We start from the raw sequence: 25,815 nt of genomic DNA, 5'->3' as shown, positions 1-25,815 counted from the left end.
TCAATTATTTTGAGAGCCGTTTTTATATGTTAATTTATTATGTCAATCTAAATAACTACGTCTACATCCCGGTTCTAATTGCCTCAACGGGATCCAATTTAGAAGCTGCAATAGCAGGAAGAATTCCAGAAATCAACCCAATTAACGCGGCAAGACCAGTTCCTAAAAGAACATTTCCTATTCCTAAAACAAACTCGAAATCAACTACTTTTGTTAAAACTACCGAGATAATCCAAACTAACAAAAGACCGATAATCCCACCAATTACCGAAAGTATAATCGCTTCAAATAAAAATTGAAAAAGGATAAATCTATTTTTCGCCCCTAAAGATTTCTGAATTCCTATTAAATTCGTGCGCTCTTTCACGGAAACAAACATAATATTAGCGATCCCAAATCCTCCAACAAGTAATGAAAATCCACTTATAATCCAGCCCACAACATTCATTTGACCTAAAATATTATCAATAAAGTCAGTGAAACCTGAAAATACATTAATGAAAAAATTATCAATTTCTCCCGATTTCAAACCTCTGTAACTTCGTAATTTTTGAGAAATTTCATCTTTGTAAGCTTCCATATCAATACCTTTTTCAGGCTTTAAAATAATTACATTAGTTGATGTTGTATTACTGTCCCCGTACAATTGACGTACAAAATTAACAGGAATAAAAACAGTTGTATCGTTACTGTCTCCAAATAACCCAGCACCTTCTTTTTTCAAAACTCCAATTACCGTAAATCTTTTCCCATACAAACGCACATTCTTGCCTATTGGGTCAAAATTCTCAAATAATTGTTTTGCAATCTCATCCCCTAGGACTATTACTGTAGCACCAGAGTTAGCTTCTGATTCGTTGTAAAATCTTCCTTTTTCAAATTCAAGTCCTTGAATATCTATAAATTCATGTGAAACAGGCACTACATTGACATCACTTACAGTTTTAGAGTCGTATTTTATAGATTCTCTTTTTGTGAATATTTGGTATCCCATTTGCGCCGTATTAGTCATAGCGCCTTTCATGTAGGTATATTCATCATACTCAACATTCGGAAACTGCTCCCTTTTCCATTGTGGAATATCAGACGGACCGAAAGAAAATTTCATTAAATAAATAGTGTTCTTATCTAAGCTGCTTAAATCTTTTGTAATCTTTCTATCCAAAGAATCTACAGCTGCCAGTACTGCTATAATAGAAAAAATACCAATGGTAACCCCCAACAAAGAAAGCAACGTTCTTAATTTGTTGTTTCGTAAGGCATTCATTGCAAAACTAAAACTCTCTTTTAATAATCGAAGATAGACTAACATAAAAACTTTTTTGCGTTAAAGTAAAATTCAATAAATTTTATTCAGAAACCTAATAAAACCCTACCAACAAGTTAGTATGATTATTTAAGATAATGTTACGAATCTTCGTTGAAATTTATAATCAAAAAAAAACTATTTTTGCACTTTATAATTATAACTACACAATGAACACTACTAAAAAAATTCAATCTGCATTAATTTCAGTATTTTCAAAAGAAGGTCTTGAGCCTATCGTAAGAAAACTGCATTCTCAAAATGTCATCTTATACTCTACCGGTGGAACGGAGGACTTTATAAAAAACTTAGATATTCCTGTAATTCCAGTTGAGGATGTAACTTCTTACCCATCTATTCTTGGTGGAAGAGTAAAAACATTACACCCAAAAGTTTTTGGAGGTATTCTAAATCGTCAAGACAACGAGAGTGATGTGCAGCAGATGGAAGAATTTAATATTCCGCAAATTGATTTAGTTATTGTTGATTTATATCCTTTTGAAAAAACAGTTGCATCAGGAGCCAGCGAATCTGATATAATTGAAAAAATAGATATTGGTGGTATTTCGTTGATTCGTGCTGCTGCAAAAAATTTCAAAGACACTGTCATTGTAGCTTCTGTTGATCAATATGGTTTACTTTTGGATTTGATTACGAATCAAGAAGGATCAACTACACTTGAGGACAGAAAATTATTGGCTACAAAAGCATTTCATGTTTCTTCTCATTATGACACAGCCATTTTCAATTATTTCAATACAGACGAGACTATATACAAACAAAGCATTGCTAATGGACAAGTATTGAGATACGGGGAAAATCCACATCAAAAAGGTTTTTTCTTTGGTGACTTTGATGCCATGTTCAAAAAAGTTCACGGAAAAGAATTGTCTTACAACAACTTATTAGATGTAGACGCCGCAGTTAATTTGATTAATGAATTCAAAAATGACGGGCCTACATTTGCCATTTTAAAACACAATAATGCTTGCGGACTTGCTACAAGAAGCACCATAAGCGAAGCGTATGAAGTAGCTTTGGCTTGTGATCCAACTTCAGCATTTGGAGGCGTTTTGATTTCTAACACAAAAATAGATGTTAAAACAGCAACCGAAATAAATAAATTATTTTGCGAAGTAGTTATTGCCCCTGAATATGATGCTGAGGCTATTGCAATTTTACAAGAAAAGAAAAACAGAATTATATTAGTTCAAAACGATGTGGTTTTACCACAAAAGCAGGTTCGTTCTTGCTTGAACGGGATTCTAGTTCAGGAAAGAAACAATATTACAGACAATAAAGAAGACTTACGAACCGTTACTACTATAGCTCCTTCAGAAAAAGAAGTTCTAGATTTAATTTTTGCTTCTAAAATTTGCAAAAACACAAAATCAAATACAATTGTTTTTGCAAAAAACGGTACACTTATAGCTTCTGGTACTGGACAAACATCAAGAGTTGATGCTTTATTACAAGCCATAGAAAAAGCAAATAATTTCCATTTTGATTTACACGGAGCAGTCATGGCAAGTGACGCTTTCTTTCCTTTCCCCGACTGTGTGGAAATTGCAAAAAAAGCTGGCATTACTGCAGTGATTCAGCCTGGCGGATCAATAAAAGACGAATTGAGCATCAATTATTGTAATGAAAATAAAGTTGCAATGGTATTTACTGGAACGCGTCATTTTAAACATTAATTTGTTTAACTTTGCCCGTCTCAAATTTATAACTTTTTAACCCCTAAAAAACTTATGGGATTTTTTGATTTCATGACCGAGGATATCGCGATAGATCTTGGTACCGCTAATACTTTAATCATACATAATGATAAAGTTGTAATTGACAGCCCTTCAATAGTTGCTCGTGATAGAGTATCGGGCAAAATCATTGCTGTAGGTAAAGAAGCAAGCATGATGCAGGGTAAAACACATGAAAACATTAAGACGATTAGACCTTTGAAAGATGGTGTAATCGCTGATTTTGATGCTTCTGAAAAAATGATAAGCTTATTTATAAAAAGCATACCAGCATTGAAGAAAAGAATGTTTACTCCCGCATTAAGAATGGTTGTTTGTATTCCTTCAGGCATTACTGAAGTGGAAATGAGAGCGGTTAAAGAATCCTGCGAAAGAGTTAACGGTAAAGAAGTTTATTTGATACACGAACCTATGGCCGCAGCAATAGGTATTGGAATCGATATCATGCAACCAAAAGGAAACATGATTGTCGATATAGGTGGAGGAACTACTGAAATTGCAGTCATAGCATTAGGCGGTATTGTTTGTGACAAATCAGTAAAAATTGCTGGTGACGTATTTACAAATGACATCGTTTACTATATGCGCACTCAACACAACCTTTTTGTTGGAGAGACTACTGCTGAAAAAATAAAAATCCAAATTGGTGCCGCTATCGAAGATTTAGAAACTCCTCCAGAAGACATGTCTGTTCAAGGAAGAGATTTACTGACTGGTAAACCAAAACAAGTGGAGGTTTCATATAGAGAAATAGCGAAGGCATTAGACAAATCAATTCAAAGGATTGAAGATGCCGTAATGGAAACTTTATCTCAAACACCTCCTGAATTAGCAGCAGATATCTACAATACAGGAATCTATCTTGCAGGTGGAGGATCAATGTTGAGAGGTCTTGACAAAAGAATTTCGCAAAAAACAGATTTACCTGTTTACATTGCGGAAGATCCATTGAGAGCTGTGGTTAGAGGAACTGGTATGGCGCTTAAAAACATTACAAAATTTAAAAGTATCCTTATAAAATAACAAATTCCAATTTCCAGATTCCAATTTATAAAGCTATATATTGGAATCAGGGATTGATTTTAAAAAATTTTTAACTTAAAAAAATGCAGCAAATATTTAATTTTATTTTTAAAAACAGTAATCGTATACTGTTTTTGCTGCTTTTGGGTATTTCGTTAACTCTTACTATTCAATCTCACTCTTTTCATAGAAGTAAAATAATCAGTTCTGCTAACTTTTTGAGTGGAGGTGTTTATGAAAAAGTCAATAACATCAATGAGTATTTAAATTTAAAAACTCAAAATGATGCCCTTGCGCTTGAAAATGCAAAGTTAAAAAGTCTATTATTTAATAAAAAAGACACCACTGTAATAAAGAAATTAGACAGTTTAAAAGGAGTAAAACCATCTGATATAGTAGTTTCTAAAGTGATTCATAATTCGTTCAATTCACATGAAAACTATTTAACTTTAAATTCAGGCGAACTTCAAGGCGTAAAACCGGACATGGGAGTAATCAATGATTTGGGTATCATAGGTATTATTGATAACACCTCTCCAAGATATTCTACTGTGGTGAGTATTTTGAATACAAAATCTCAAATAAACGCCAAAATCAAAAAATCTAATCATTTTGGTTCTTTGATTTGGAATGGAAAAAGCACTGGTTTTGTACAATTAATAGATGTGCCTAGACTTGCTTCAGTTAGAAAAGGAGATACCATCGTAACTGGTGGACAATCTGTAATATTTCCTGAGAATATCAATATAGGAACAATTGACAAAATAGAAATAGACGATCAAACTCACTATTATACAATAAAAGTGAAACTCTTTAATGACATGACAAATTTAGGTCATGTCTATATCATAAAAAGTAAAGATCGCGAGGAACTTATTAATTTAGAAAAAAAAGAAAAAAATGAATAGCACTTTGTTAGTCAATATTTTTCGATTCGTTCTGTTACTGGCAGTCCAAATTATTATTTTCAATAATATGAATTTTTTGGGCTATATCAGTCCATTTCCATATATACTCTTCATCATATTATATCCTGTAAATGGAAATAAATCCGGGTTATTAATCGCCAGCTTTTTTCTTGGTCTTATCATGGATATGTTTTCTAATTCGGGCGGAATACACACAACCGCTTGTTTAGTTCTCGCTTATTTTAGACCTTTTATTTTCAAATTTTCTTTTGGTTTGAGTTATGAATACCAAACCGTTAAATTAAATGACGTACTAACTCCAGAAAGATTCTCTTTTATATTACTTTCTGTTTTGATCCACCATCTCATTTTGTTTATTTTAGAAGCTTTTCAGTTTAGCTTTATTTTAGACATATTGCTGAGAACATTATTAAGCACCCTGTTTACATTATTGCTTTGTATTACAATAATCTACCTTATTAAGCCAAACAAAAGATGAGAAAAGTATTGCTGCCTTCTTTAATCATTGTTGCAGCGTTATTGCTGGTGATACGGATATTTTATTTGCAATTTATTGACGATTCCTTCAAACTAAAATCAGACAATAATGCAATCAAAATAAAGTATGACTATCCGGAAAGAGGTTATATTTACGATAGAAATGGCAAATTATTAGTTGCTAATCAAGCATCTTATGACATCATGGTTATACCTAGAGATGTAAAAAACATAGATACTTTAGAACTTTGTCAATTACTTGACATTACCAAAGAAGACTTCTTGAAACGAATGGCAAAAGCCAAAATATACAGTCCAAGATTACCATCAGTATTTTTGCCACAATTAAACAAAAGCGAATTTGCTGCATTCCAAGAAAAAATTAGAAAATTCGAAGGTTTCTACTTTCAAAAACGTTCTTTACGGGATTATGAAGTAGATTACGGAGCCAATGTTTTTGGATTCATAACGCAGGTAAATGAAAAATTAGTTGCAAAAAATCCTTATTACAACAGCGGTGATTTAATAGGAAGGCAAGGAGTTGAAGAAAGTTACGAAGATATTTTACGCGGAATAAAAGGAGTGAAATATTTTCAAAAAGACAAGTACAACAGAGAAATTGGTTCTTATAAAGAAGGAAGATATGACACTGTCGCTGTTCAGGGAGAAGACATCAATCTAACTATTGATTCCGAACTTCAAAAGTACGGCGAGCAATTAATGATTAATAAAAGAGGTGGAATTGTTGCTATTGAACCTAAAACGGGCGAAATACTGGCACTTGTTACCGCACCATCTTATGACCCTTCCATATTAGTAGGAAGACAACGATCAAAAAACTACACGGTTTTATATCACGACTCGATAGCAAAGCCGCTATATGACCGAGGATTATTAGCCGAATATCCTCCAGGTTCACCATTTAAAATCTTAACCGGATTGGTTGCGCTTCAAGAAGGTGTTGTAAATGAGCATACCACTTTTATGTGTCATCATGGTTTTAGTTATGCAAGAGGACGATTCATGAAATGCCACGGTTTTGGACCGCATCAATTACATAACGGAATCTACAATTCTTGTAACACATATTTCGCAAGTGCGTATATGTTGACAATAAATAAATATGCAAAACCAGCTTATGCAGTTGATGTATGGAGCAATCATATAAAGAGTTTTGGACTAGGACAATTTATGGGATATGATTTACCAACTGGAAAAAAAGGAAATATTCCAGATTCAAAAACATACAAAAAAATCTATCCTAATGGTGGATGGCGTAGTACCACAATCGTATCAAATGCCATTGGACAAGGCGAAGTTTTAATGACGCCTATACAACTCGCCAATATGATGGCAACGGTTGCTAACGAAGGCTATTACTATACTCCTCACATCATCAAGAGAATTGAAGGTCATAAAATTGATAAAAAATTCACAACAAAACACGTTACCACAATTGATAAAAGATATTACAAACCCATGATAAGCGGTTTGTTTGATGTGTACAATCTAGGAACAGCAAGCTCCCTCCGAGTAGATGGGATCGATATTTGTGGTAAAACAGGAACAGCCGAAAACTTTGCGAAAATAAATGGCAAAAGAGAACAACTAAAAGATCATTCCATTTTTGTGGCTTTTGCGCCAAAAGACAATCCAAAAATTGCTATCGCAATACTAGTTGAAAACGGAGGTTTTGGAGCAACAATAGCGGGACCTATTGCCAGTCTAATGATTGAAAAATTCTTAAGAAAAAAAATTACAAGAACTGATTTAGAAACTCGCATACTTAACACCAGCTTACAAGGACAATATGCTAAATTAGGCGGACTTTCAGAAACTATAAAATTACAGTTAAGAATTGAAGATTCAATAAAAAACAAAAAAACCGTAGTTCCCGTCCAAGTTATAAAAGTGGACACAACTCAACAGAATTAATACGACTATACACCTCAGATGAAAAACCAAAGTATAAAGAACAATCTTGATTGGACCTGTGTAATTATATACATTGCGCTTGTGATCATGGGGTGGTTAAACATTTATTCCTCCTCTTTGTCCTCTATGGAGGGCACTTCTGAGAAACAGCTCATATTTATTGTATTAACCATACCATTAATATTTATAATACTTTCTGTAGATGGAAAGTTTTATGAAAAGTATGCAAGTATAATTTTTGGAGTCTCTTTATTATCACTCGCCGGTTTATTCGTTTTTGGTAAGACGATAGCAGGACAACGTTGTTGGTACGGTTTCGGAAGTTTTACAATTCAACCTTCTGAATTTGCAAAAGCAGCTACGGCATTGGCATTAGCCAAATATCTAAGTGATTCTCAAATTAATTTAAAAGAAGTCAACAGGCAGATTCAGGCATTAGCCATTGTCTTTTTGCCAGTCATGCTTATATTGCCCCAACCTGACCCCGGAAGTGCCTTAATATATAGCATATTCATTATCGTATTATATCGTGAAGGTCTTCCTTCTTGGTATGTTTGGACTGGTTTTGTTACTATATTATTATTTGTTCTAACACTGGTACTGCAACCACAATATGTAATCTTGATTGCGTTACTGGTACTCGTAATAGTCCATTTCAAGTCGAGATTAGGCGATAGAAATATATTATTAAGCAGTATCCTTTTTGTCCTAATGTCAGGTTTTGTTCTATCTGTAAATTATGTTTTTGAACATGTCTTTAAACAGCATCATCGAGATCGTTTTAATATTTTATTAGGTAGAAGTGTCGATATGAAAGGGATTGGATACAATACCAATCAATCTGAAATCGCTATTGGATCTGGCGGATGGTTTGGCAAAGGTTTTCTAGAAGGCACACAAACTAAAGGTGGATTTGTCCCGGAACAACATACCGATTATATTTTCACAACAGTTGGTGAAGAATGGGGATTTATTGGTTCACTTGTGGTAATTGGGCTTTTCGTTGGCTTATTTCTAAGAATTATATACCTCGCCGAAAGACAAAAAACCAAATTCAGCAGAGTTTATGGCTATTGCGTAGCCGGTATTTTATTCATTCATTTCTTTGTAAATATAGCTATGGTCGTAGGTATATTCCCAACTATAGGTGTGCCACTTCCTTTCTTTTCTTACGGAGGATCTGGACTATGGGGATTCACTATATTATTGTTTATATTTATAAAAATGGATGCCAATAAAGTAAATGAATGGTAAACGGGATTCACTATCAGGAGCTAAATCCTGCTATTCATTTCAAGTTTTTTGTCTCGCTACAGTTTTTATTTATTTCTTAAAGAGCTTCCTTTGGTCGCTTTGAAAAAATAGAAAAACTAAAAAGCGTGCCTTCAAAAGCTTTCCATTTCTATCAGGGCTAATTAAAACTCCAGTTTTTATAGTCGCTATTTTTTTCTAATTGATTTTCTAGGTCATCTTTTAGCTTAGGAAAAAAGTCGATGCCAGTCATCTCTTCCACACGATCTACAGAAACTACAAAACTATATAATGGTTTATAGCTGCCCTCGTTAGGAACCAAAAAAGCAATCATTTTATAATTCCCTTCGTTGTTATCCAACAAAATCTTGTAAAAATATTTTGGAACTAAAACTTTTTCTTTTCCTATTGTCCTCGATGACTCCTTTAGCACTCCTCCAGTAATCACGTAAAGCCCATCATACTTCACCGCCCAATAGCGAACTTTCTGCTCTAATCTATTCCAGATACCATTATTAAAATCACGCAGCTGCGGCGAAATATTTGAAGTTAGAAAAGTATCATTATAGGCATCTATTGCAAACTCCATATCCCCTGCCGGACACAAATGACCTTTATCATAACCTGAATTTTTATAATTCCTCCAGCTAGCTGAACCGGTAGCTACTTTGGGATCTTCAATAAAAAATGGCCGTCTAAAATTATTATTTTTAATATACGATTTCTTCAGTTCATAAGCTACCCACTCTGCCTGCTCAAACTCCTCGTTATAAGACAATGTATAGAAAGCATGCTTTACGACCCCGTTTGTTGTAGAAGAGGGCAAAAAATCAAACGCCTCGTAACTGTATGCGTTATCGATGCTTAATTCACTGGAGCTTTTATATTTAATATTTGAAGTCGCATTGTTTATAGGACTACCTGGATCTATTGGATTTCCCCCTTTTTGATTTTTACTACAGGAAGAACAGTAAATGAATAGAAGAACCACTATTGCATGCGGATATAGATATTTCTTTTTCATTTATAACTTTCAAATTTAAATTAACGACTGTTAAAAATAATCCTTTTTATTCATTTATAAAATTCAAAAAAAAACACAACTGAATTACAACACCCTAAGAATAAAAAACATCCTGGACAAAAAAAAAACGCCTCAAAAAAATATTTTTGAAGCGTTTTTAATTACTTACTCATAAACCTATATAGACTTTATGATTTAGAAGCTAGTTTTTCTTTTTTTAGCTTAGCAGGTATGGCTTTTTTCACAACACTCTTTGACTGTAAATCATCCAAAACATTTAACGCTTCCTCAACGTAAATATCTTTTGCTAAAGCTTCGTGCCATCTCGCACGTTTTTCTTTCAAAACAACATCTTTGCTTACCTCGTCAATTTCATAAGGCAATGAAGTGAACTTCAATGCGTTTTTATAATCAGAAAGTGGCTTGTACTTTTTAGCAGTTGCTTCGATCGCATTTTGAGCAATTTTAAACTTCTCCATATTCAGACTATAGGTATTATCCTGACTTCTACTGTCTATCCATTTTGCGTTTTCTTCAATTAATTGAAATTGGGAACTTTGCGCAATTCTTTTTTTACTGTTTGCAATAGCCTGATTAAAATTAGCAGTTTTATTCCAAACAGAATAGGCAGCAGGATCAATTTTATCCCAAGGCATTGCATTGTCAACATCACGCTCACCCATTTTCAAATAAGCATATCTGTCCGGCATTACAATATCACTGCTAACGCCCTCAAGTTGGGTTGAACCACCATTTATTCTGTAGAATTTTTGAGTAGTTGTTTTTATAGCACCCAAATCTCCAGTTGCACTATTACGCACAAATTGATTCAAATCGATTACATTTTGCACCGTTCCTTTACCATAGGTTTGCTTACTTCCTACAATGATACCTCTTTTATAATCTTGAATTGCAGCTGCCAAAATCTCAGAAGCAGAAGCTGAAAAACTGTTTACCATGATTACCAATGGTCCGTCCCATTCAATTTTTTTGTCTCTGTCAAATAAAACTTCTTTCTTTTTTCCGGCTGATTTGATTTGTACGATTGGACCTTGCTCAATAAATAATCCAGCGATATCAACAACCGTTGATAATGATCCACCGCCGTCATCACGAACATCTAACACGATTCCGTTTACACCGGCTGCTTTTAAAAGTTCCACCTCTTTGGCAATATCTTTCCCGGCATCTCTACCGTCTTTGTTTTCGAAATCAATATAAAATTTTGGCAGATAAATAACGCCGTATTTTAATCCGTTTTTATTTACTACACTTGATTTAGCATAGGTTTCTTCAATTTCAACAATATCTCTTATTATAGAAATAATTTTGATTGTCCCATCTACTTTTTTCACAGTAAGTCGAACTTCAGTTCCTTTAGGCCCTTTAATTTTTTTAACAACATCATCAAGACGCATCCCAACAACATCAACCGCTTCCTCATTTCCTTGCGCCACTTTCATTACTAAATCACCTGCCTCAAGCTGTTTTCCTCTCCAAGCCGGTCCACCGGAGATAAGTTCTGAAATTTCAGTAAAATCATTCTTCTTTTGAAGACGAGCACCAATTCCTTCTAATTTACCACTGATACTAACATCAAAACGCTCTTTTTCTTCAGGAGCAAAATAATTAGTATGAGGATCAAAACGAGCCGTAATAGAATTGATATATACAGAAAACCAATCATTTCTATCTAAGTCCTTCATAAAACCAAAATATTCATCTAGCGATTTTAACGCACTTTCTCTAGTTTCTTTCTCTAACTGCTCAAATGTTTTCGGTTTACCTTTATCCAAAGACGCAGCCGTTTTATCTTTTTCCGCACTGATGATATCAACTTTCAATTGCTCCGCTTGTTCTAAATCATTTGAAGAATCTTTAGCTTCCACAATTCCATTCTTTTTGTTTTCCTGCATTTTCAAACGATCCGTTAGCGAGGACAGAGCCGACAGTTTAATTTGCTTACGCCATTTATCAGCCAGTTCCTTACTATCTTTCGAATAAGGTGCTTTTTCATAGTCGGTATTAAAACTCTCATCAACATTATAGTCAAAAGGTTGGCTCAAAATGTTCTTATAGATTTTTTTACTTTCCTCCATTCTTTGCATTAAACGATCGTAAGTCAGATTGAAAAAAGTCAAATCTTTATTTAATAATTGATCATCTAATTGCGTTTCATATTTTGAAAACTCATTAATATCCGATTGTAAAAAGAAACGTTTAGAAGGATCTAAAGCTTGAACATAGTCTTTATAAATTCCTTTAGAAAAAGTATCATCTATAGTTGCAGGATTATAATGTCCTTTTTGTATAACAAAAGTCAATAATTCTAAAAGTAATTTATCTTTCTCGGGGTCTGTATCTTTTGCTGCATTGATTTTGAACGCAAATAGCGAAATCGAAAGACACGCAACAACAAGAAGTATTTTATAATTTCTTTTCATATATTCAATAATAGTATTCATCAATTTTTAATCTAAATTACGGTAAAAACTATGCCATCGTTAACAAGCGCTGCATAATTTTTTGTTAAAGATATAAAATTGTTTTTTTTGTTTTGGCTATAATAAATCAAGTTCATAAATTTTATATTTTTTGTTTATAAAATACGGTTTTGTGTAACTACATTTGTTTTATAAATTGTGAATTAAAAATCTTTTCTTAAAAATAAAAAATGACAAAACAAGCTAAACCTTTAATATTAGTTACCAATGATGATGGCATTTCTGCACCAGGACTTCGAGCATTAATAGCGGTAATGGCAGAAATTGGCGAAGTCATTGTTGTTGCTCCTGACGCACCACAAAGCGCTACAGGTCATGGTATTACAATAAACGATACGCTTTATTTAAATAAACTTTCAAAGGAAGGGGATACCATAACTGAATACAGTTGCTCTGGCACTCCAGTAGATTGCGTAAAATTTGCAGTTAGTGAAATTCTGAAAAGGAAACCAGATTTGTGCGTATCGGGCGTAAATCACGGTTCTAATTCTTCAATAAATGTAATCTACTCCGGAACTATGAGCGCTGCTGTTGAGGCTGGTATTGAAGGAATTCAGGCTATTGGATTTTCCTTATTAGATTTTGAGTGGAATGCAAATTTTGAAGATATAAAGCCATTTATCAGAAAAATAACATTAGAAGTTCTTGCCAATAAACTTCCCGAAGGAGTCGTTTTGAACGTAAATTTTCCAAAATTGAAGGAGAAAGAGATTAAGGGTATTAAAATTTGCCGTCAGGCTAAAGCCATTTGGATGGAAAAATTCGACAAACGTAAAACCCCGCAAGGCAGAGACTACTATTGGCTTACAGGCGAATTTATAAATCAAGACCATGGTGAAGACACTGATGAATGGGCATTGAAAAATGCATATATTTCAGTTGTTCCAGTTCAGTTTGATTTGACAGCCCATCATGCAACGCAACAACTTAATACTTGGAATTGGAATGAATAAAACAGATCTGTTAATTGGATTCATAATAGGAATTTTAGCTTCTGTACTTGGGAGCTTCCTTTTTATCACTTTTTTTACAAATTACAGCTTTCTTGGCGGTCTGCAGATTATGCAATTTGAAGGGAAACTAGGCAAAATAATTACTCTCGGGTCCATACTTGATTTAGTAGCATTCGCCATTTTATTGAAATTAAATAAAGAATTAATGGCGCGTGGGGTCATTTTAGCCGTGATATCCTTAGCGCTTCTTTCGCTGTTTGTATAGAAAATTTAATAATTCATACCTTTGTTTACTTAAGTAATACTAAATAAAAATCTGATTTCAGAGTTAAGCCTCTAAACACCAAATAAACATGAAATACTACATCATAGCAGGAGAAGCGTCAGGAGATTTACATGGTTCTAATTTGATGAAAGCACTTTACGAAGAAGAACCTAATGCTGATATTCGGTTCTGGGGCGGCGATTTGATGCAAAATGTTGGTGGCACATTAGTAAAACATTACCGCCAATTGGCTTTTATGGGCTTTGTTGAAGTGATTTTCAATTTAAAAACTATTTTGAATAACATCAAAATATGTAAAAAAGACATCACAAACTTTCAACCCGATGTAATTATTTTTATAGATTATCCTGGTTTTAATTTACGAATTGCAAAATGGGCAAAAGGGTTAGGCATGAAAACTCACTACTATATTTCACCCCAAATTTGGGCCTGGAAAGAAAACCGAATTGCTGATATCAAACGTGACATCGATAAAATGTATGTGATTTTACCATTCGAAAAAAGTTTTTATGAAGACAAGCATCATTTTCCTGTGGAATTTGTTGGTCATCCATTGATTGATGCAATTCATAACCAAAAACCAATTGACGCTACTGTTTTCAGAAATGAAAATCAATTAAACGAAAAACCTATCATCGCCATTTTGCCAGGTAGCCGACAACAAGAAATTACAAAAATGCTATCGGTGATGCTGAGCGTGGTCAATGATTTTCCGGATTATCAATTTGTGATTGCAGGTGCCCCAAGTCAGGAATTTTCATTTTATGAAAAGTTCATTTCAAATGAAAATATAAAGTTTATATCAAACAAAACCTATGACTTGCTGCAAAATGCGACTGCCGCATTAGTCACGTCTGGTACGGCAACATTAGAAACAGCACTATTCAAGGTTCCGGAGGTTGTATGCTATAAAGGAAGCTGGGCTTCTTACCAAATTGCAAAACGAATAGTCACCCTTAAATTCATTTCATTGGTCAATTTGATTATGGATAAAGAAGTGGTAACTGAATTAATTCAGGAAGACTGTTCTAATAAACGCATTCGAGAGGAATTAAAAAAAATACTGGAATCTACTCATCGAAGTACTATTTTAAAAGAATATGAGTTATTAGAGGAGAAACTTGGCGGAATTGGTGCGAGTAAAAAAACAGCAAAATTAATTGTTGCTGATTTACAGTAACTTCGGTCGTTTCATAGACTTTTATTCTTTTACAAAAACAAAAACTTTTGAAACACTTACTGTCTCTTTCTTTATTAGTTCTCCTTTTTACTTCCTGTAAACCCACAGCTGCGGTTATAACTTCAAAAAAAGAGAATCCCACTAAATCAGAAAAAAGGAAGACAAGTCGTTTGATAGAAGAATTAATCGATACTGCAACTGAAAACATAGGCGTTAAATATCAATACGCTGGCACTACAAAAGCTGGCTATGACTGTTCAGGATTAATATGCACTATTTTTAACGCGCACAATGTTCAACTTCCACACTCTTCTTATCAACAATCAAAAACAGGAGTGGTTATTGATCGAGAAGAAGCCAAAAAAGGAGATTTAATCTTTTTTAAAACGAATGGAAAATCTCAAATTAATCATGTGGGAATGGTCATTGATGTCAATGAGGACGAAATAATATTCATACATTCCTCTACCTCAAAAGGAGTGATTATTTCCTCAACAAAAGAGTCTTACTACAAAAGAACATATGCTCAGTTAAATAGAATTTTATAATAGTTACTAATTTGGCCTAGTGAATTAAAGTTCTATCTCATTATTTTTAAATACAAAGTTATTTCTTACTAAAAAAAGTGTACTTTAGAAACATGAAAGTGCTCCAATTTCCTTTAGCGAGAATAACAGTTGGTTTCGTTCTAGGAATAATTGCTGCATTTTACTCAAAAGCAAATCCACAAATAGTATTTTTTTTACTATTTATTACATTTTTGGCCTTAGGAATTACTTGGTTTTTATCGCGAAAAAATAAAATTCCTCAGCTATATTTTGGTTTAACCGCTTGTTTACTTTCGTTTTTTATTGGTATGATTACGCATATCACACATAATGATTTTTTTCAAAAAAGCAATTACTCCCATTACAGCTCCATTTATGAAAATCCCCATTTGCTTACCATAACTCTGCGAGAAAAGCTAAAAAGTTCTACAGCTAATGAACGTTATATTGCAATTGTAAACCGTATAGACCAATTAGAAAGCACGGGTAGGTTAATCCTAAATATTCGAAAAGACAGTTTACGACATGTATTTCAGATAGGCGATATTTTACAAATCAAAACTACCTTACATAAAAATAGTCCTCCAAATAACCCTAATCAATTTGACTACAGTAAATACCTCGAAAACAAGCAAATCTTTGCGCAAGTTTACACTGAGTCTGCCGAAATAAAAATTGGAACTGAAATAGATAAAAGCATTTGGTATTATACTTCCAAATTAAGGTCTAAAATCATTGATAACTTAGAAAAAAGCAACTTTAATAAAACAGAATTAACTGTAGCCCTAGCATTAATTCTGGGTCAGCAACAAGATATTTCGCCTGAAATTATTCGGGATTATCAGTACGCTGGCGCTGTACATATATTGTCGGTCTCAGGATTGCATATTGGATTTATATTACTATTTGTAACATTTATTCTTAAACCTCTGCCCAACACAAAACGAGGCTCACTCTTAAAGTTACTAATCATTCTTGCCTCATTATCCATCTTCGGTCTAATAGCAGGTTTGGCACCATCTGTTGTGCGTTCTGTAACCATGTTTTCGTTTGTCGCAATAGGAAATCATTTAAGACGAAGCGTAAATATTTATCATACGTTACTGGTTTCCATCTTAATTATATTACTTTTCGAACCTTCCTTTCTATTTGATGTTGGTTTTCAATTAAGCTATATCGCTCTATTTTTTATTATTTGGTTGCAACCGCTTTTAACCTCCGTCTGGTTACCAAAAAATAAGATTACAAAATACATTTGGGATATTCTGACGGTTTCCTTTGCGGCACAAATCGGAACATTGCCTTTAAGCATTTACTACTTCCATCAATTTCCGGGATTATTCTTCGTAACTAATTTAGTCATTATACCGCTGCTAAGTATTATAATGATTTTAGGCGTTTTGGTTATGGTTTTGGCGGCTTTTGGCTACGTTCCTTTTGTGTTTGCCAAACCTTTGGAATGGAGTGTCTATTATTTGAATAAAATAATTAATTCAATCGCTTCTGTGGAACAATTTATAATCCATAATATCTCGTTCAATTATTCCCTTTTAATCAGCAGTTATTTGTTCCTTATTGCACTAATCATTTGGTTTAAAAAACCAACTTTCAATAAATTAATTCTAGCTTTAATTACTATTATTATTCTACAAACATCATTTTTGCAAACCCAATATAACATTCAAAACCAGCAAGAATGGGTGGTTTTCAATTTGAAAAAAAATACACTTATTACAGAGCGAAATGGCAATGATGTCAGTTTATACGCAAATGACAGTATTTTAAAAATCACCACAAAAAACAGTACTTTAAACACCTATTTGGTTGGAAATTTCAGTGAATTAAAAACAATAACAAGAATTCAAAACGTAGCCTTTTTCAAAGGGAAAAAAATTATCATTATAGATAGTTTGGGCATTTATCCAAAAAATATAAAACCGGATATTTTAGTACTTACCCAATCTCCAAAAATAAATCTGGAACGCTTGTTTCAAACTCTATCTCCGAAAATAGTTGTCGCTGATGCATCTAACTATAAAACGATGCAGAAAATTTGGAAAGCGACTTGTGCTAAACAAAAAATCCCTTTTCACGCTACTGGTGAAAAGGGATTCTATAAATTGAATTAAAAATTATTTCTTTTTCAAAATTCCGTTTGCAACTTCAAGCCAAGCGGCTGGACCACCAGCTACATATCCCGTAGTTCCTAAACCTTCAAAATTGATTTTTCCGTCTTTAGTAGTTCCATTTGCAAAGCAAATTGTTGGAAAACCTTGAATCGAAAAAGCTTGCTGCAATTCATTATTCTGTTGCTTGATTTCTGGTGTTTGAGGAGTTCTTCTTGGATAATCTAACTCTACCAGAATTACATTTGCACTTGCCCATTTTTCAAACTCAGGCGTTTTCAAAACTTCTTTTTGCAATCTAATGCACCACCCACACCAATCGCTGCCCGTAAAAAACATCAACAACGGTTTTTTCTCTTTATTACCAATAGCTATTGCTTCTTTAACATTGGTGTGCCATTTTAACTCTTGCGCTTGTGAAGAAACGATTCCTAAAAGGAATACTGTTATTAAATATATTTTTTTCATAATTGCTCTATTTTTATACAAATTTAAACAAAAATAATACCATAAATGTCGCCTATCTTACTTCCTGCATTAATTTTTTTACCAAGGGTGAAATAACAATTAAAAGTACCCCAGCGATTAAAGCATATATGGCCAATTGCTTATATCCATCGGCATAAACAATCAATTTTTCAAGATTAGTAGAATTTTCAGACGCCCCTGCAATATTCGCCCCCAATAATCCAGCAAAATATTGCCCATAAGCACTCGCCAGAAACCACATCCCCATCATTACAGCTTGCACTTTCTGAGGTGACAATTTTGTCATCGCAGACATTCCAATTGGTGATAAACACAACTCTCCAAAAGTGATAACAAACCAGCCAAAAGTGAACAAATCCAGTGAGGTGACACCATTTGCGTCAGCAAAAAACTTTGTATAATAAAAAACATAAAAACCACCTGCAAGAAACAAAAAGCCTAATCCAAATTTCACCACCGTATTTGGTTCAATCTTTCGTTTACTCATCCACAACCACACTAATCCAACAAGAGCCGCAAAAGCAATTACAAAGAATGAATTAGCCGAATTATTCACACCGTTTGGATCTAATGCCACACCTAAAACCGTTTTACTCAAATTACTTTCTGCAAAAAGACTTAGTGAGCCCCCACTCTGTTCGAAAAATGCCCAAAAAACAATAGAAAACAAAACAAACACTAATGCAGCAACTAATTTTTTATTCTCTGAAGCGGAAAAATTTCTCATTTCAAAAAGCAAATATAATAAAGAACAAGGCCCAATTATATACATAAACATATCAGTATAGCCCGAATTAGAAACTAACAAAATAATAACCGGAATAACAGCTAACGAACCAATGTAGGTAAGGTATTCGTAGACTTTTCTTTTAGAGGTTTCCACGGCCAACAAAGGTGAAATTCCAATATCCCCTAAGCTTTTTTGAGTTTGAATAAAAGTCAATAAACTTATGACCATTAAAATTGCTGCAAAACCAAAAGCAACATTCCATCTTAAATGTTCCGGCACAATACTTGACAGCATCGATCCATTTGCAACAGCTATACATAAATAACCTCCAATCAAGGCACCAAGATTTACTCCCATATAGAAAAAAGAAAAACCGGCATCCCTTCTATTATCATCGTCTTTGTACAAACGTCCCACCATCGTAGAAATATTTGGTTTAAAAAAGCCAGTCCCGATAATAGTAAAACTAATTCCGATAAAGAAAAATTGGTGAGGATCTAATGCCAAAATAATACTTCCGGCAATCATTAAAATCCCACCCCAAAACAAGGATTTTCTAAAACCCAGAATTTTATCGGCAAACATCCCTCCAATAAAAGTAAACGCATAAACAAAAGCCTGAGTAGCTCCATACTGCAAATTAGCATTTACCGCATTCATATTTAATTGGTTCACCATAAAGATAACCAGCATACCACGCATACCATAAAAACTGAAACGTTCCCACATTTCACTAAAAAATAAATACCACAACTGTTTTGGGTACTTGCCTTTGAAATTTTGTATTTCTTCTATTGTTAAATTTAGAGCCATTTTGCGTAGTATTTAAAAAAACAAACCTACAAGAATTCTTGTAGGTTTGAAAGATATTAAATTAATATTTTTTAGTATTATCGAACACCGTGCATCATTTTTTTCAAAACGGGTGTCAAAGCAAACAATATTACTGCTGCAAGCCCTGTAAGAACAACAAATACCATAAAAAATTCGAAAAGATTATGAATTTCAAATCCTGCAAAAATAGGATTTGATGCGTCTATTTGATTGGTTGTTAGAATTTGTAATTGCTCCGCTGTTGGAGTAACTGTCTTATCTAAAATAGGTTGTAATTCAATCCCTAATTCTTTCGCTTTAATAAATTTATCACCCGTTGCAGGAATAATTGAACCTAAAGTTCCTGCTAACGCGTATCCTGCTGCATTTGATAAAAAGAAAACCCCGAATAAAAGAGAAGCAAAACGTTTTGGAGATAACTTCCCTACCAATGACAATCCAATTGGCGACAAACATAATTCAGCAAAAGTCTGAATTAGGTACATTAAAATTAACCATTTGATACCTAAAAGTCCGCTGTTTCCTAAATCCTTCACATTGTAAGCCAAGATAAAATAACTCAAAGCGATTAACCCTAATCCGATAGCTTGTTTTACGGGCGAAATTGGCTCTTTTCCAGAAGCTCTCAATTTATCCCAAAGAATACTGAAAGGAAGTGCAAACGAGAATACGAAAAGACCGTTAAAAATTTGAACCATCGACGGTGGCATATTCCATCCAAAGAAATTTCTGTCGGTTTGGTTATCCGCGATAAAAGTCAATGAAGATCCCGCTTGTTCAAAAGCTGCCCAGAAGAAAATAATAAAAAAGGCAACGATATAAATTACGAAAATTCTGTCTCTTTCTATTTTAGTCAGCGAAGTATCTGATATAATTAATCCTGCCAAGGTCAAACCACTTGCATAGATAATTGGATAAATTACTGTTTTAATGAAATTTTCACCTCCCAATAAATATCTAAAAGCAAAAAACAAAACAACAAATGCAATTACTGCCATTACTAAAGATTTTGCAGAGAACACCGCTTTTTGCGCTTCTCCTTCTTCAAAATCTGATGCTTCATTTTTAGATGGCAATCCTCCTAAAGGTCTTCCTTCTGGTGTTACCACGTATTTATTTTTCAAGAAATAGAACACTAACGTCCCTATTAACATAGCAATAGAAGCGGCAAGAAATCCCCATTTAAAAGCATGAATATCTCTAATTCCGTTTGCGTCCTTAATATCCCCTATTAATGGGCAAATTAATTGTCCTAGAAAAGCCCCTAAATTTATACCCATGTAGAAAATGGTAAAAGCAGTGTCCAGTTTACTTTTTTCTTGTTTTGGATACAAACTTCCCACCATGCTTGAAATATTTGGTTTAAAAAAACCGTTCCCAAAAATGATAATCCCTAAAGCCGACCACATTAATGTAGTGGCAAGACTTAAGTTTGTACCAAAAATACTGGCACTGGTGAACAATAATAACTGTCCAATAGCCATCATTAAACCTCCAAGTAAAATACAATTTCTATTTCCAAAAAAACGATCGGCAACGAATCCTCCTAACATTGGTGTCAAATAACAAAGTCCTAAGAAACCTCCATAAATAATAGAAGCATCTGCCTCTTTCATCATTAATGAATTGATAAGGAACAGGGTTAAAATTGCCCGCATTCCATAGAAATTGAAGCGCTCCCACATTTCTGTTCCAAATAATACCCAAAGACCTTTTGGATGTGCTGTTTTCACCTGTGTTTCAATCATATTGTTTGTTTTGAAGTTATTGTTTTAGTTTGTAAATTTTCTTTGATGAAATTAGTCATTTTAGTGTACAGTTGGATTCTGGTTTTACCTCCATAAATTCCGTGGTTTTTATCTGGATAAATCTGTGAATCAAATTGCTTATTAGCTTGAATCAACGCTTCCATCATTTGCATGGAATTTTGAACATGTACATTATCATCTGCGGAACCGTGTATTAATAAAAACTTTCCTTTCAGTTTTTCTACATGATTGATTGGAGAATTTTCATCATAACCACTGGCATTTTCCTGTGGTGTCTGCATATATCTTTCTGTATAAATACTGTCATAAAATCTCCAATTCGTTACCGGAGCAACTGCAATGGCCATTTTAAAAACATCGTTCCCTTTCATTATGCAATTGGAAGCCATAAATCCGCCATAACTCCAACCCCAGATTCCAATATTTGATTTATCAACAAATGAGTAATTTCCGATCACTTTGGCAGCATCAATTTGATCTTCCACTTCATATTTACCCAACTGTTTTTGGGTAACTTTTTTAAAAGCAGCGCCTTTAAAACCCGTTCCGCGACCATCAACACAGGCAATGATATAACCTTGTTGGGCTAACATCATAAACCAGTACTCATTAGAACTACCCCACTGATTTACTACTTGTTGTGATCCAGGTCCTGAATATTGAATCATAAACACTGGATATTTTTTGGAAGCATCAAAATCCTTTGGTTTCATAATCCAAGCATTTAACTCATTCCCTTTTTCTGTTTTCAAAACAAAAAATTCTTTTGAAGGTAAATTATACGCTTTCAATTTTGCAGCTAATGCTTCATTGCTTTCAATAACTTGAACTTGTTTACCCATTTTAGCCTCATTTAACGTATAAGTTGTAGGCTGTGTTGCTGTTGAAAAAGTATTGATATAATATTGATAATTCGGACTAAAAACAGCTGCATTTGCACCAATGCTTTTCGATAATCGAACTTTGTTTTTTCCGTCAAGACCTATTCTGTAGACATCTCTGTTAATAGAACCATTTTCCACTGATTGATAAAAAACAGTATTGGTTTTCTCATCAAAACCATAATAATTAGTCACTTCCCATTTGCCGGACGTAACTTGTTTTTTCAGTTTCCCATTGTTATCATATAAGTAGATATGATTAAAACCGTCTTTCTCACTAGTCCAAATAAAACTATTGTCTTTTAGGAAAGTCAAATTATCGGTTACATCGACATATGCTTTATCTTTTTCATTCAAAACCACTTTTGCAGTTCCTGAATTACCATCAATAAATAATATATCTAAATTGTCTTGATGGCGATTCAATACCTGTGCCGACAAAACATTAGAATTATTTGTCCATTTCATCCTTGCAATGTAAAAATCATTGTAGTTTCCTAAATTAACTTTCTTGGTCGCATTAGCAGTTACATCATAAATATGTAATGAAACTTCTGAATTTTTTTCACCAGCTTTAGGATATTTGAATGTTTCAACTGTTGGATACAAATCTTTGTGAAAGATTGACATAGAAAATTCTGGTACTTGGCTTTCGTCAAAACGAATGTACGCTACTTTTTTGCTGTCAGCACTCCAGTCAAATGCTCTTACAAATGCAAATTCTTCTTCATAAACCCAATCCGTAATTCCGTTAATAGTAGCATTTTTCTTCCCGTCAACGGTAATTGGAGTTGATTGATTAGAAGCCAAATCGTATACATATAGGTTATTCTCTTTGGCATAAGCTATCTTTTTTCCATCAGGAGAAAAAGTTGGCTCCTGCACCTGAAAATCAAATAACTTCTTTAACTGCTTGGTTGCAATGTTATACAAATAGTAATCTGCCGTAAAAGAATGACGGAAAATTTGATTCGTATTGCAAGCCAACAGAATCATTTTTTCGGAGGAATCAAATGTATAGCTATCAATCATAGGCAATTCCTTATGATCCTTGGTATCGATTAAAACAGACACTTTTTTCAAAGTAGCAAAATCGTATAAATCAATTTGCATACTTTTAGAAGCCTGATCAGTATTCAAAACAGAATATTGATTGGTAAGTTTCATAGACTGCAATTCATCCATTCCTTTAGCACGAAAAGTGCCATTAAAAATTTCATCAATTGTGATTTTTTGCTGTCCAAAAACAGTAAAACACACGAATAAAAGTAAGATTGTAATTCTATTTGAACTCATACGATTGATTTAAAGATAAAAACCGTCAATTTTAGTGAAAAAATTACAATTAATGGCTATTTATTATGTTAAATGTAAAAAGCAATATTAAAAACCACAATTTAATGAAGATAATTTGAGGTAAATAAAAGCGCTAAAACCGTATCTTTGCAACTAAACATCACATAATCTATTGAGAATGAATAATGCAGTAACGGGATTTTCTAAATTATCCAAAGAAGAAAAAATAAACTGGATTGCCAACGAATACTTTTCTACTCCAACTGAAGCTATCGCATTGCTGAAAAACTACTGGAATTCTGACGAAAAAACACAACAGCTACACGATGAATTCATCGAAAACACAATAACCAACTTCTATATTCCGTTAGGAATCGCTCCAAATTTTCTAATTAACGGAAAATACAGCACTATTCCCATGGCGATTGAAGAGAGTTCTGTAGTTGCCGCTGCTTCAAAAACGGCTAAATTTTGGTCTACTCGTGGTGGGTTTAAAGCCACAGTTATCAATACCGAAAAAATTGGTCAAGTCCATTTTATCTATAACGGTGACGTCTCTAAACTCAACTTGTTTTTTGCACAAACTAAAGCCGTATTTTTTACCGAAACGGAAAGTATTACTAAAAACATGCAAAAACGGGGTGGCGGAATTCTCGATATTGTTCTAAACGACAAGACGGACTTACTACCTAATTATTTCCAACTTCATGCTACTTTTGAAACCAAAGACAGCATGGGAGCCAATTTCATCAATTCTTGTTTGGAGCAATTTGCTAAAACATTAAAAGAAGAAGCTTCCCTATATGAGTTATTTTCGGAAACAGAGAAGGACATTCATGTTGTGATGAGTATTCTTTCTAATTACGTTCCCAATTGTATTGTTCGCGCTGAAGTGTCGTGTCCAATTGAAGAATTAAAAGAAAAACACATTCACAATCCTCAAGAATTTGCAGAGAAATTCGTGCAGGCTGTTCAAATCGCCGAGGTTGAGCCTTATCGTTCCGTGACTCACAACAAGGGAATCATGAACGGAATCGATGCCGTGGTGCTTGCTACGGGAAATGATTTCCGCGCAGTCGAAGCAGGAATTCACGCTTATGCCGCTCGAAACGGAAAATATTCCAGTTTGTCACATGCAAAAATTGAGAATGGCATTTTTAAGTTTTGGTTGGAAATTCCTTTAGCTTTAGGCACCATCGGCGGACTAACCACTTTGCATCCTTTAGTGAAATTTTCTTTGGAAATGCTAAAAAAACCCTCTGCGCAGGAATTAATGCAGATTGTCGCCGTTGCTGGTTTAGCTCAAAATTTTGCTGCTTTACGTTCCTTGACAACAACAGGAATTCAGGAAGGACACATGAAAATGCATTTAAACAATATTATCAATCAGTTTGAAGCTAATGACAAGGAACGTGTTTTGATAAGAAAACATTTCAAACACAATGTGGTTTCCCATAGCGCTGTTGTTGACTTTATTGAAAATCTAAGAAAATAAAACTGATTTTAGACATCCCTGACAGGATTCAGAACCCTGTTAGGGATTTAAACAAAAATAATGCAACAAACATTCTACAGTAACGGAAAACTTTTAATCACAGGCGAATATCTTGTTTTGGATGGCGCCAAAGCTTTTGCTTTACCAACTAAATTAGGACAAAATTTAATCGTCGAAAAAGGAACCAATCTAGAAATACAATGGAAAAGCTACGATGCCGACAAAAGCATTTGGTTTGAAGATACCATTTCATTTGCTGCTATTTCAAACGAAAGAAATTCAGAAAACGAATCGGTAAAATCAACATTGATTGCTATTTTGCATGAAGCTTTTGTATTAAATCCCGATTTTATAAATCTTTCAGAAGGATACACAATTACCACTGAACTTGGGTTTCCTAAAAGTTGGGGTTTAGGTACCTCGTCTACTTTGATCAACAACATTGCCCAGTGGCTACAAATTGACGCTTTTACACTGCTTAAAAACAGTTTCGGAGGAAGCGGTTATGATATTGCGTGCGCTCAAAATGATACTCCTATTTTATATCATTTAGAACAAGGAAAGCCTATTGTTGAAAAAGTGATTTTTAGCCCAGAATTCGTGGAAAGCTTATACTTTGTTTATCTCAATAAAAAACAAAACAGTAAAGCGGCTATAAATTCTTATTACAATCAGAAAAATAATAATTTGGCAAAAACAATTGCCAAAAATAACAAAATTACGCAAGCCATTTTACAGGCAGACACTCTTAAATCATTTGCTTCAGCGATAGAAAAGCACGAGGCTGATATGAGTACCATTTTGGAAATGCAAACGGTAAAAGAATCCATATTTCCCGATTTTGACGGCGTGATAAAAAGTCTTGGCGCTTGGGGAGGCGATTTTATTTTAGCAATTGCAAAGGATAATCCAAAAGATTATTTTACTGCAAGAGGATATGATGTAGTCCTTTCTTATATGGATATGATACTACAAAATAAAGAAACCCATTCATCGTGACGAACGGGTTTCTCATTCTCTAA

At 33.8% G+C, this 25,815-nt stretch carries 20 protein-coding genes; 13 read left to right on the top strand and 7 right to left on the bottom strand.

Annotation, left to right across the window (positions count from 1 at the left end):
• Positions 1 to 61: 61 nt before the first annotated feature.
• Positions 62 to 1,312 (bottom strand): ABC transporter permease, encoded by a 1,251-nt coding sequence (locus tag BUC23_RS03585; protein ID WP_073205529.1) that lies wholly within the window; start codon positions 1,310 to 1,312, stop codon positions 62 to 64.
• 164 nt (positions 1,313 to 1,476) lie between these two features.
• Here BUC23_RS03585 and purH point away from each other — a divergent pair, with 164 nt between their 5' ends.
• From purH to rodA, 6 genes are all read left to right on the top strand, one after another.
• Complete coding sequence (purH, locus tag BUC23_RS03580; protein ID WP_073205526.1) at positions 1,477 to 3,003, top strand: bifunctional phosphoribosylaminoimidazolecarboxamide formyltransferase/IMP cyclohydrolase; 1,527 nt, start codon at positions 1,477 to 1,479, stop codon at positions 3,001 to 3,003.
• 54 nt (positions 3,004 to 3,057) lie between these two features.
• Positions 3,058 to 4,086, top strand: coding sequence for a rod shape-determining protein (locus tag BUC23_RS03575; protein ID WP_073205523.1), 1,029 nt, complete (start codon positions 3,058 to 3,060; stop codon positions 4,084 to 4,086).
• An 83-nt stretch (positions 4,087 to 4,169) separates the two neighbouring features.
• A complete protein-coding gene (gene mreC, locus BUC23_RS03570) occupies positions 4,170 to 4,994 on the top strand; it encodes a rod shape-determining protein MreC (RefSeq protein ID WP_073205520.1) in 825 nt (274 codons plus the stop codon).
• Positions 4,987 to 5,493 (top strand): rod shape-determining protein MreD, encoded by a 507-nt coding sequence (locus BUC23_RS17660; protein WP_073205516.1) that lies wholly within the window; start codon positions 4,987 to 4,989, stop codon positions 5,491 to 5,493. Before mreC ends, BUC23_RS17660 begins: the two co-directional genes overlap by 8 nt.
• Positions 5,490 to 7,427 (top strand): penicillin-binding protein 2, encoded by a 1,938-nt coding sequence (gene mrdA / locus BUC23_RS03560; protein ID WP_073205513.1) that lies wholly within the window; start codon positions 5,490 to 5,492, stop codon positions 7,425 to 7,427. The genes BUC23_RS17660 and mrdA overlap by 4 nt, the downstream gene beginning before the upstream one ends.
• Positions 7,428 to 7,445: 18 nt before the next feature.
• On the top strand, positions 7,446 to 8,681 hold the full coding sequence (gene rodA, locus BUC23_RS03555) for a rod shape-determining protein RodA (protein ID WP_073205510.1): 1,236 nt from the start codon (positions 7,446 to 7,448) through the stop codon (positions 8,679 to 8,681).
• 157 nt (positions 8,682 to 8,838) lie between these two features.
• Here the strand turns inward: rodA and BUC23_RS03550 are convergent, their stop codons facing one another.
• The gene (locus tag BUC23_RS03550) at positions 8,839 to 9,702 is read right to left on the bottom strand and encodes a DNA/RNA non-specific endonuclease (RefSeq protein ID WP_073205507.1); all 864 of its coding nucleotides are present in this window, start codon (positions 9,700 to 9,702) and stop codon (positions 8,839 to 8,841) included.
• A 188-nt stretch (positions 9,703 to 9,890) separates the two neighbouring features.
• Positions 9,891 to 12,167 (bottom strand): carboxy terminal-processing peptidase, encoded by a 2,277-nt coding sequence (locus BUC23_RS03545; protein WP_073205504.1) that lies wholly within the window; start codon positions 12,165 to 12,167, stop codon positions 9,891 to 9,893.
• Between the two features lie 209 nt (positions 12,168 to 12,376).
• Here BUC23_RS03545 and surE point away from each other — a divergent pair, with 209 nt between their 5' ends.
• The 5 genes from surE (at position 12,377) to BUC23_RS03520 (ending at position 17,302) form a co-directional block, all read left to right on the top strand.
• Positions 12,377 to 13,159 (top strand): 5'/3'-nucleotidase SurE, encoded by a 783-nt coding sequence (gene surE / locus BUC23_RS03540; protein WP_073205499.1) that lies wholly within the window; start codon positions 12,377 to 12,379, stop codon positions 13,157 to 13,159.
• The gene (locus tag BUC23_RS03535) at positions 13,152 to 13,424 is read left to right on the top strand and encodes a hypothetical protein (RefSeq protein ID WP_073205495.1); all 273 of its coding nucleotides are present in this window, start codon (positions 13,152 to 13,154) and stop codon (positions 13,422 to 13,424) included. The genes surE and BUC23_RS03535 overlap by 8 nt, the downstream gene beginning before the upstream one ends.
• Before the next feature lie 88 nt (positions 13,425 to 13,512).
• On the top strand, positions 13,513 to 14,625 hold the full coding sequence (gene lpxB, locus BUC23_RS03530; RefSeq protein WP_073205493.1) for a lipid-A-disaccharide synthase: 1,113 nt from the start codon (positions 13,513 to 13,515) through the stop codon (positions 14,623 to 14,625).
• 47 nt (positions 14,626 to 14,672) lie between these two features.
• On the top strand, positions 14,673 to 15,173 hold the full coding sequence (locus BUC23_RS03525; protein WP_073205490.1) for a C40 family peptidase: 501 nt from the start codon (positions 14,673 to 14,675) through the stop codon (positions 15,171 to 15,173).
• Positions 15,174 to 15,265: 92 nt separating this feature from the next.
• The gene (locus BUC23_RS03520; protein ID WP_073205487.1) at positions 15,266 to 17,302 is read left to right on the top strand and encodes a ComEC/Rec2 family competence protein; all 2,037 of its coding nucleotides are present in this window, start codon (positions 15,266 to 15,268) and stop codon (positions 17,300 to 17,302) included.
• A gap of 3 nt (positions 17,303 to 17,305) precedes the next feature.
• Here the strand turns inward: BUC23_RS03520 and BUC23_RS03515 are convergent, their stop codons facing one another.
• From BUC23_RS03515 to BUC23_RS03500, 4 genes are all read right to left on the bottom strand, one after another.
• Positions 17,306 to 17,767: a thioredoxin family protein gene (locus BUC23_RS03515; protein WP_073205483.1), complete on the bottom strand. Its 462-nt coding sequence runs from the start codon at positions 17,765 to 17,767 to the stop codon at positions 17,306 to 17,308.
• 52 nt (positions 17,768 to 17,819) lie between these two features.
• Positions 17,820 to 19,331: a peptide MFS transporter gene (locus BUC23_RS03510; RefSeq protein ID WP_073205481.1), complete on the bottom strand. Its 1,512-nt coding sequence runs from the start codon at positions 19,329 to 19,331 to the stop codon at positions 17,820 to 17,822.
• Between the two features lie 77 nt (positions 19,332 to 19,408).
• Positions 19,409 to 21,100, bottom strand: coding sequence for a peptide MFS transporter (locus BUC23_RS03505; RefSeq protein WP_073205479.1), 1,692 nt, complete (start codon positions 21,098 to 21,100; stop codon positions 19,409 to 19,411).
• Entirely contained in the window at positions 21,097 to 23,298 is a 2,202-nt protein-coding gene (locus tag BUC23_RS03500; protein ID WP_073205477.1) for a S9 family peptidase, read from the bottom strand. Before BUC23_RS03500 ends, BUC23_RS03505 begins: the two co-directional genes overlap by 4 nt.
• Positions 23,299 to 23,476: 178 nt before the next feature.
• Between BUC23_RS03500 and BUC23_RS03495 the strand changes: the two genes are divergently transcribed.
• Together BUC23_RS03495 and BUC23_RS03490 are read left to right on the top strand one after the other, a co-directional pair.
• Entirely contained in the window at positions 23,477 to 24,793 is a 1,317-nt protein-coding gene (locus tag BUC23_RS03495) for a hydroxymethylglutaryl-CoA reductase, degradative (protein WP_073205474.1), read from the top strand.
• Between the two features lie 60 nt (positions 24,794 to 24,853).
• Entirely contained in the window at positions 24,854 to 25,792 is a 939-nt protein-coding gene (locus tag BUC23_RS03490; protein WP_073205471.1) for a GYDIA family GHMP kinase, read from the top strand.
• Positions 25,793 to 25,815: the final 23 nt, after the last annotated feature.

Origin of the sequence: Flavobacterium xinjiangense (genome assembly GCF_900142885.1) — a bacterium.
Classification (GTDB): domain Bacteria; phylum Bacteroidota; class Bacteroidia; order Flavobacteriales; family Flavobacteriaceae; genus Flavobacterium; species Flavobacterium xinjiangense.
This window is presented reverse-complemented; position numbering and strand designations above follow the sequence as displayed.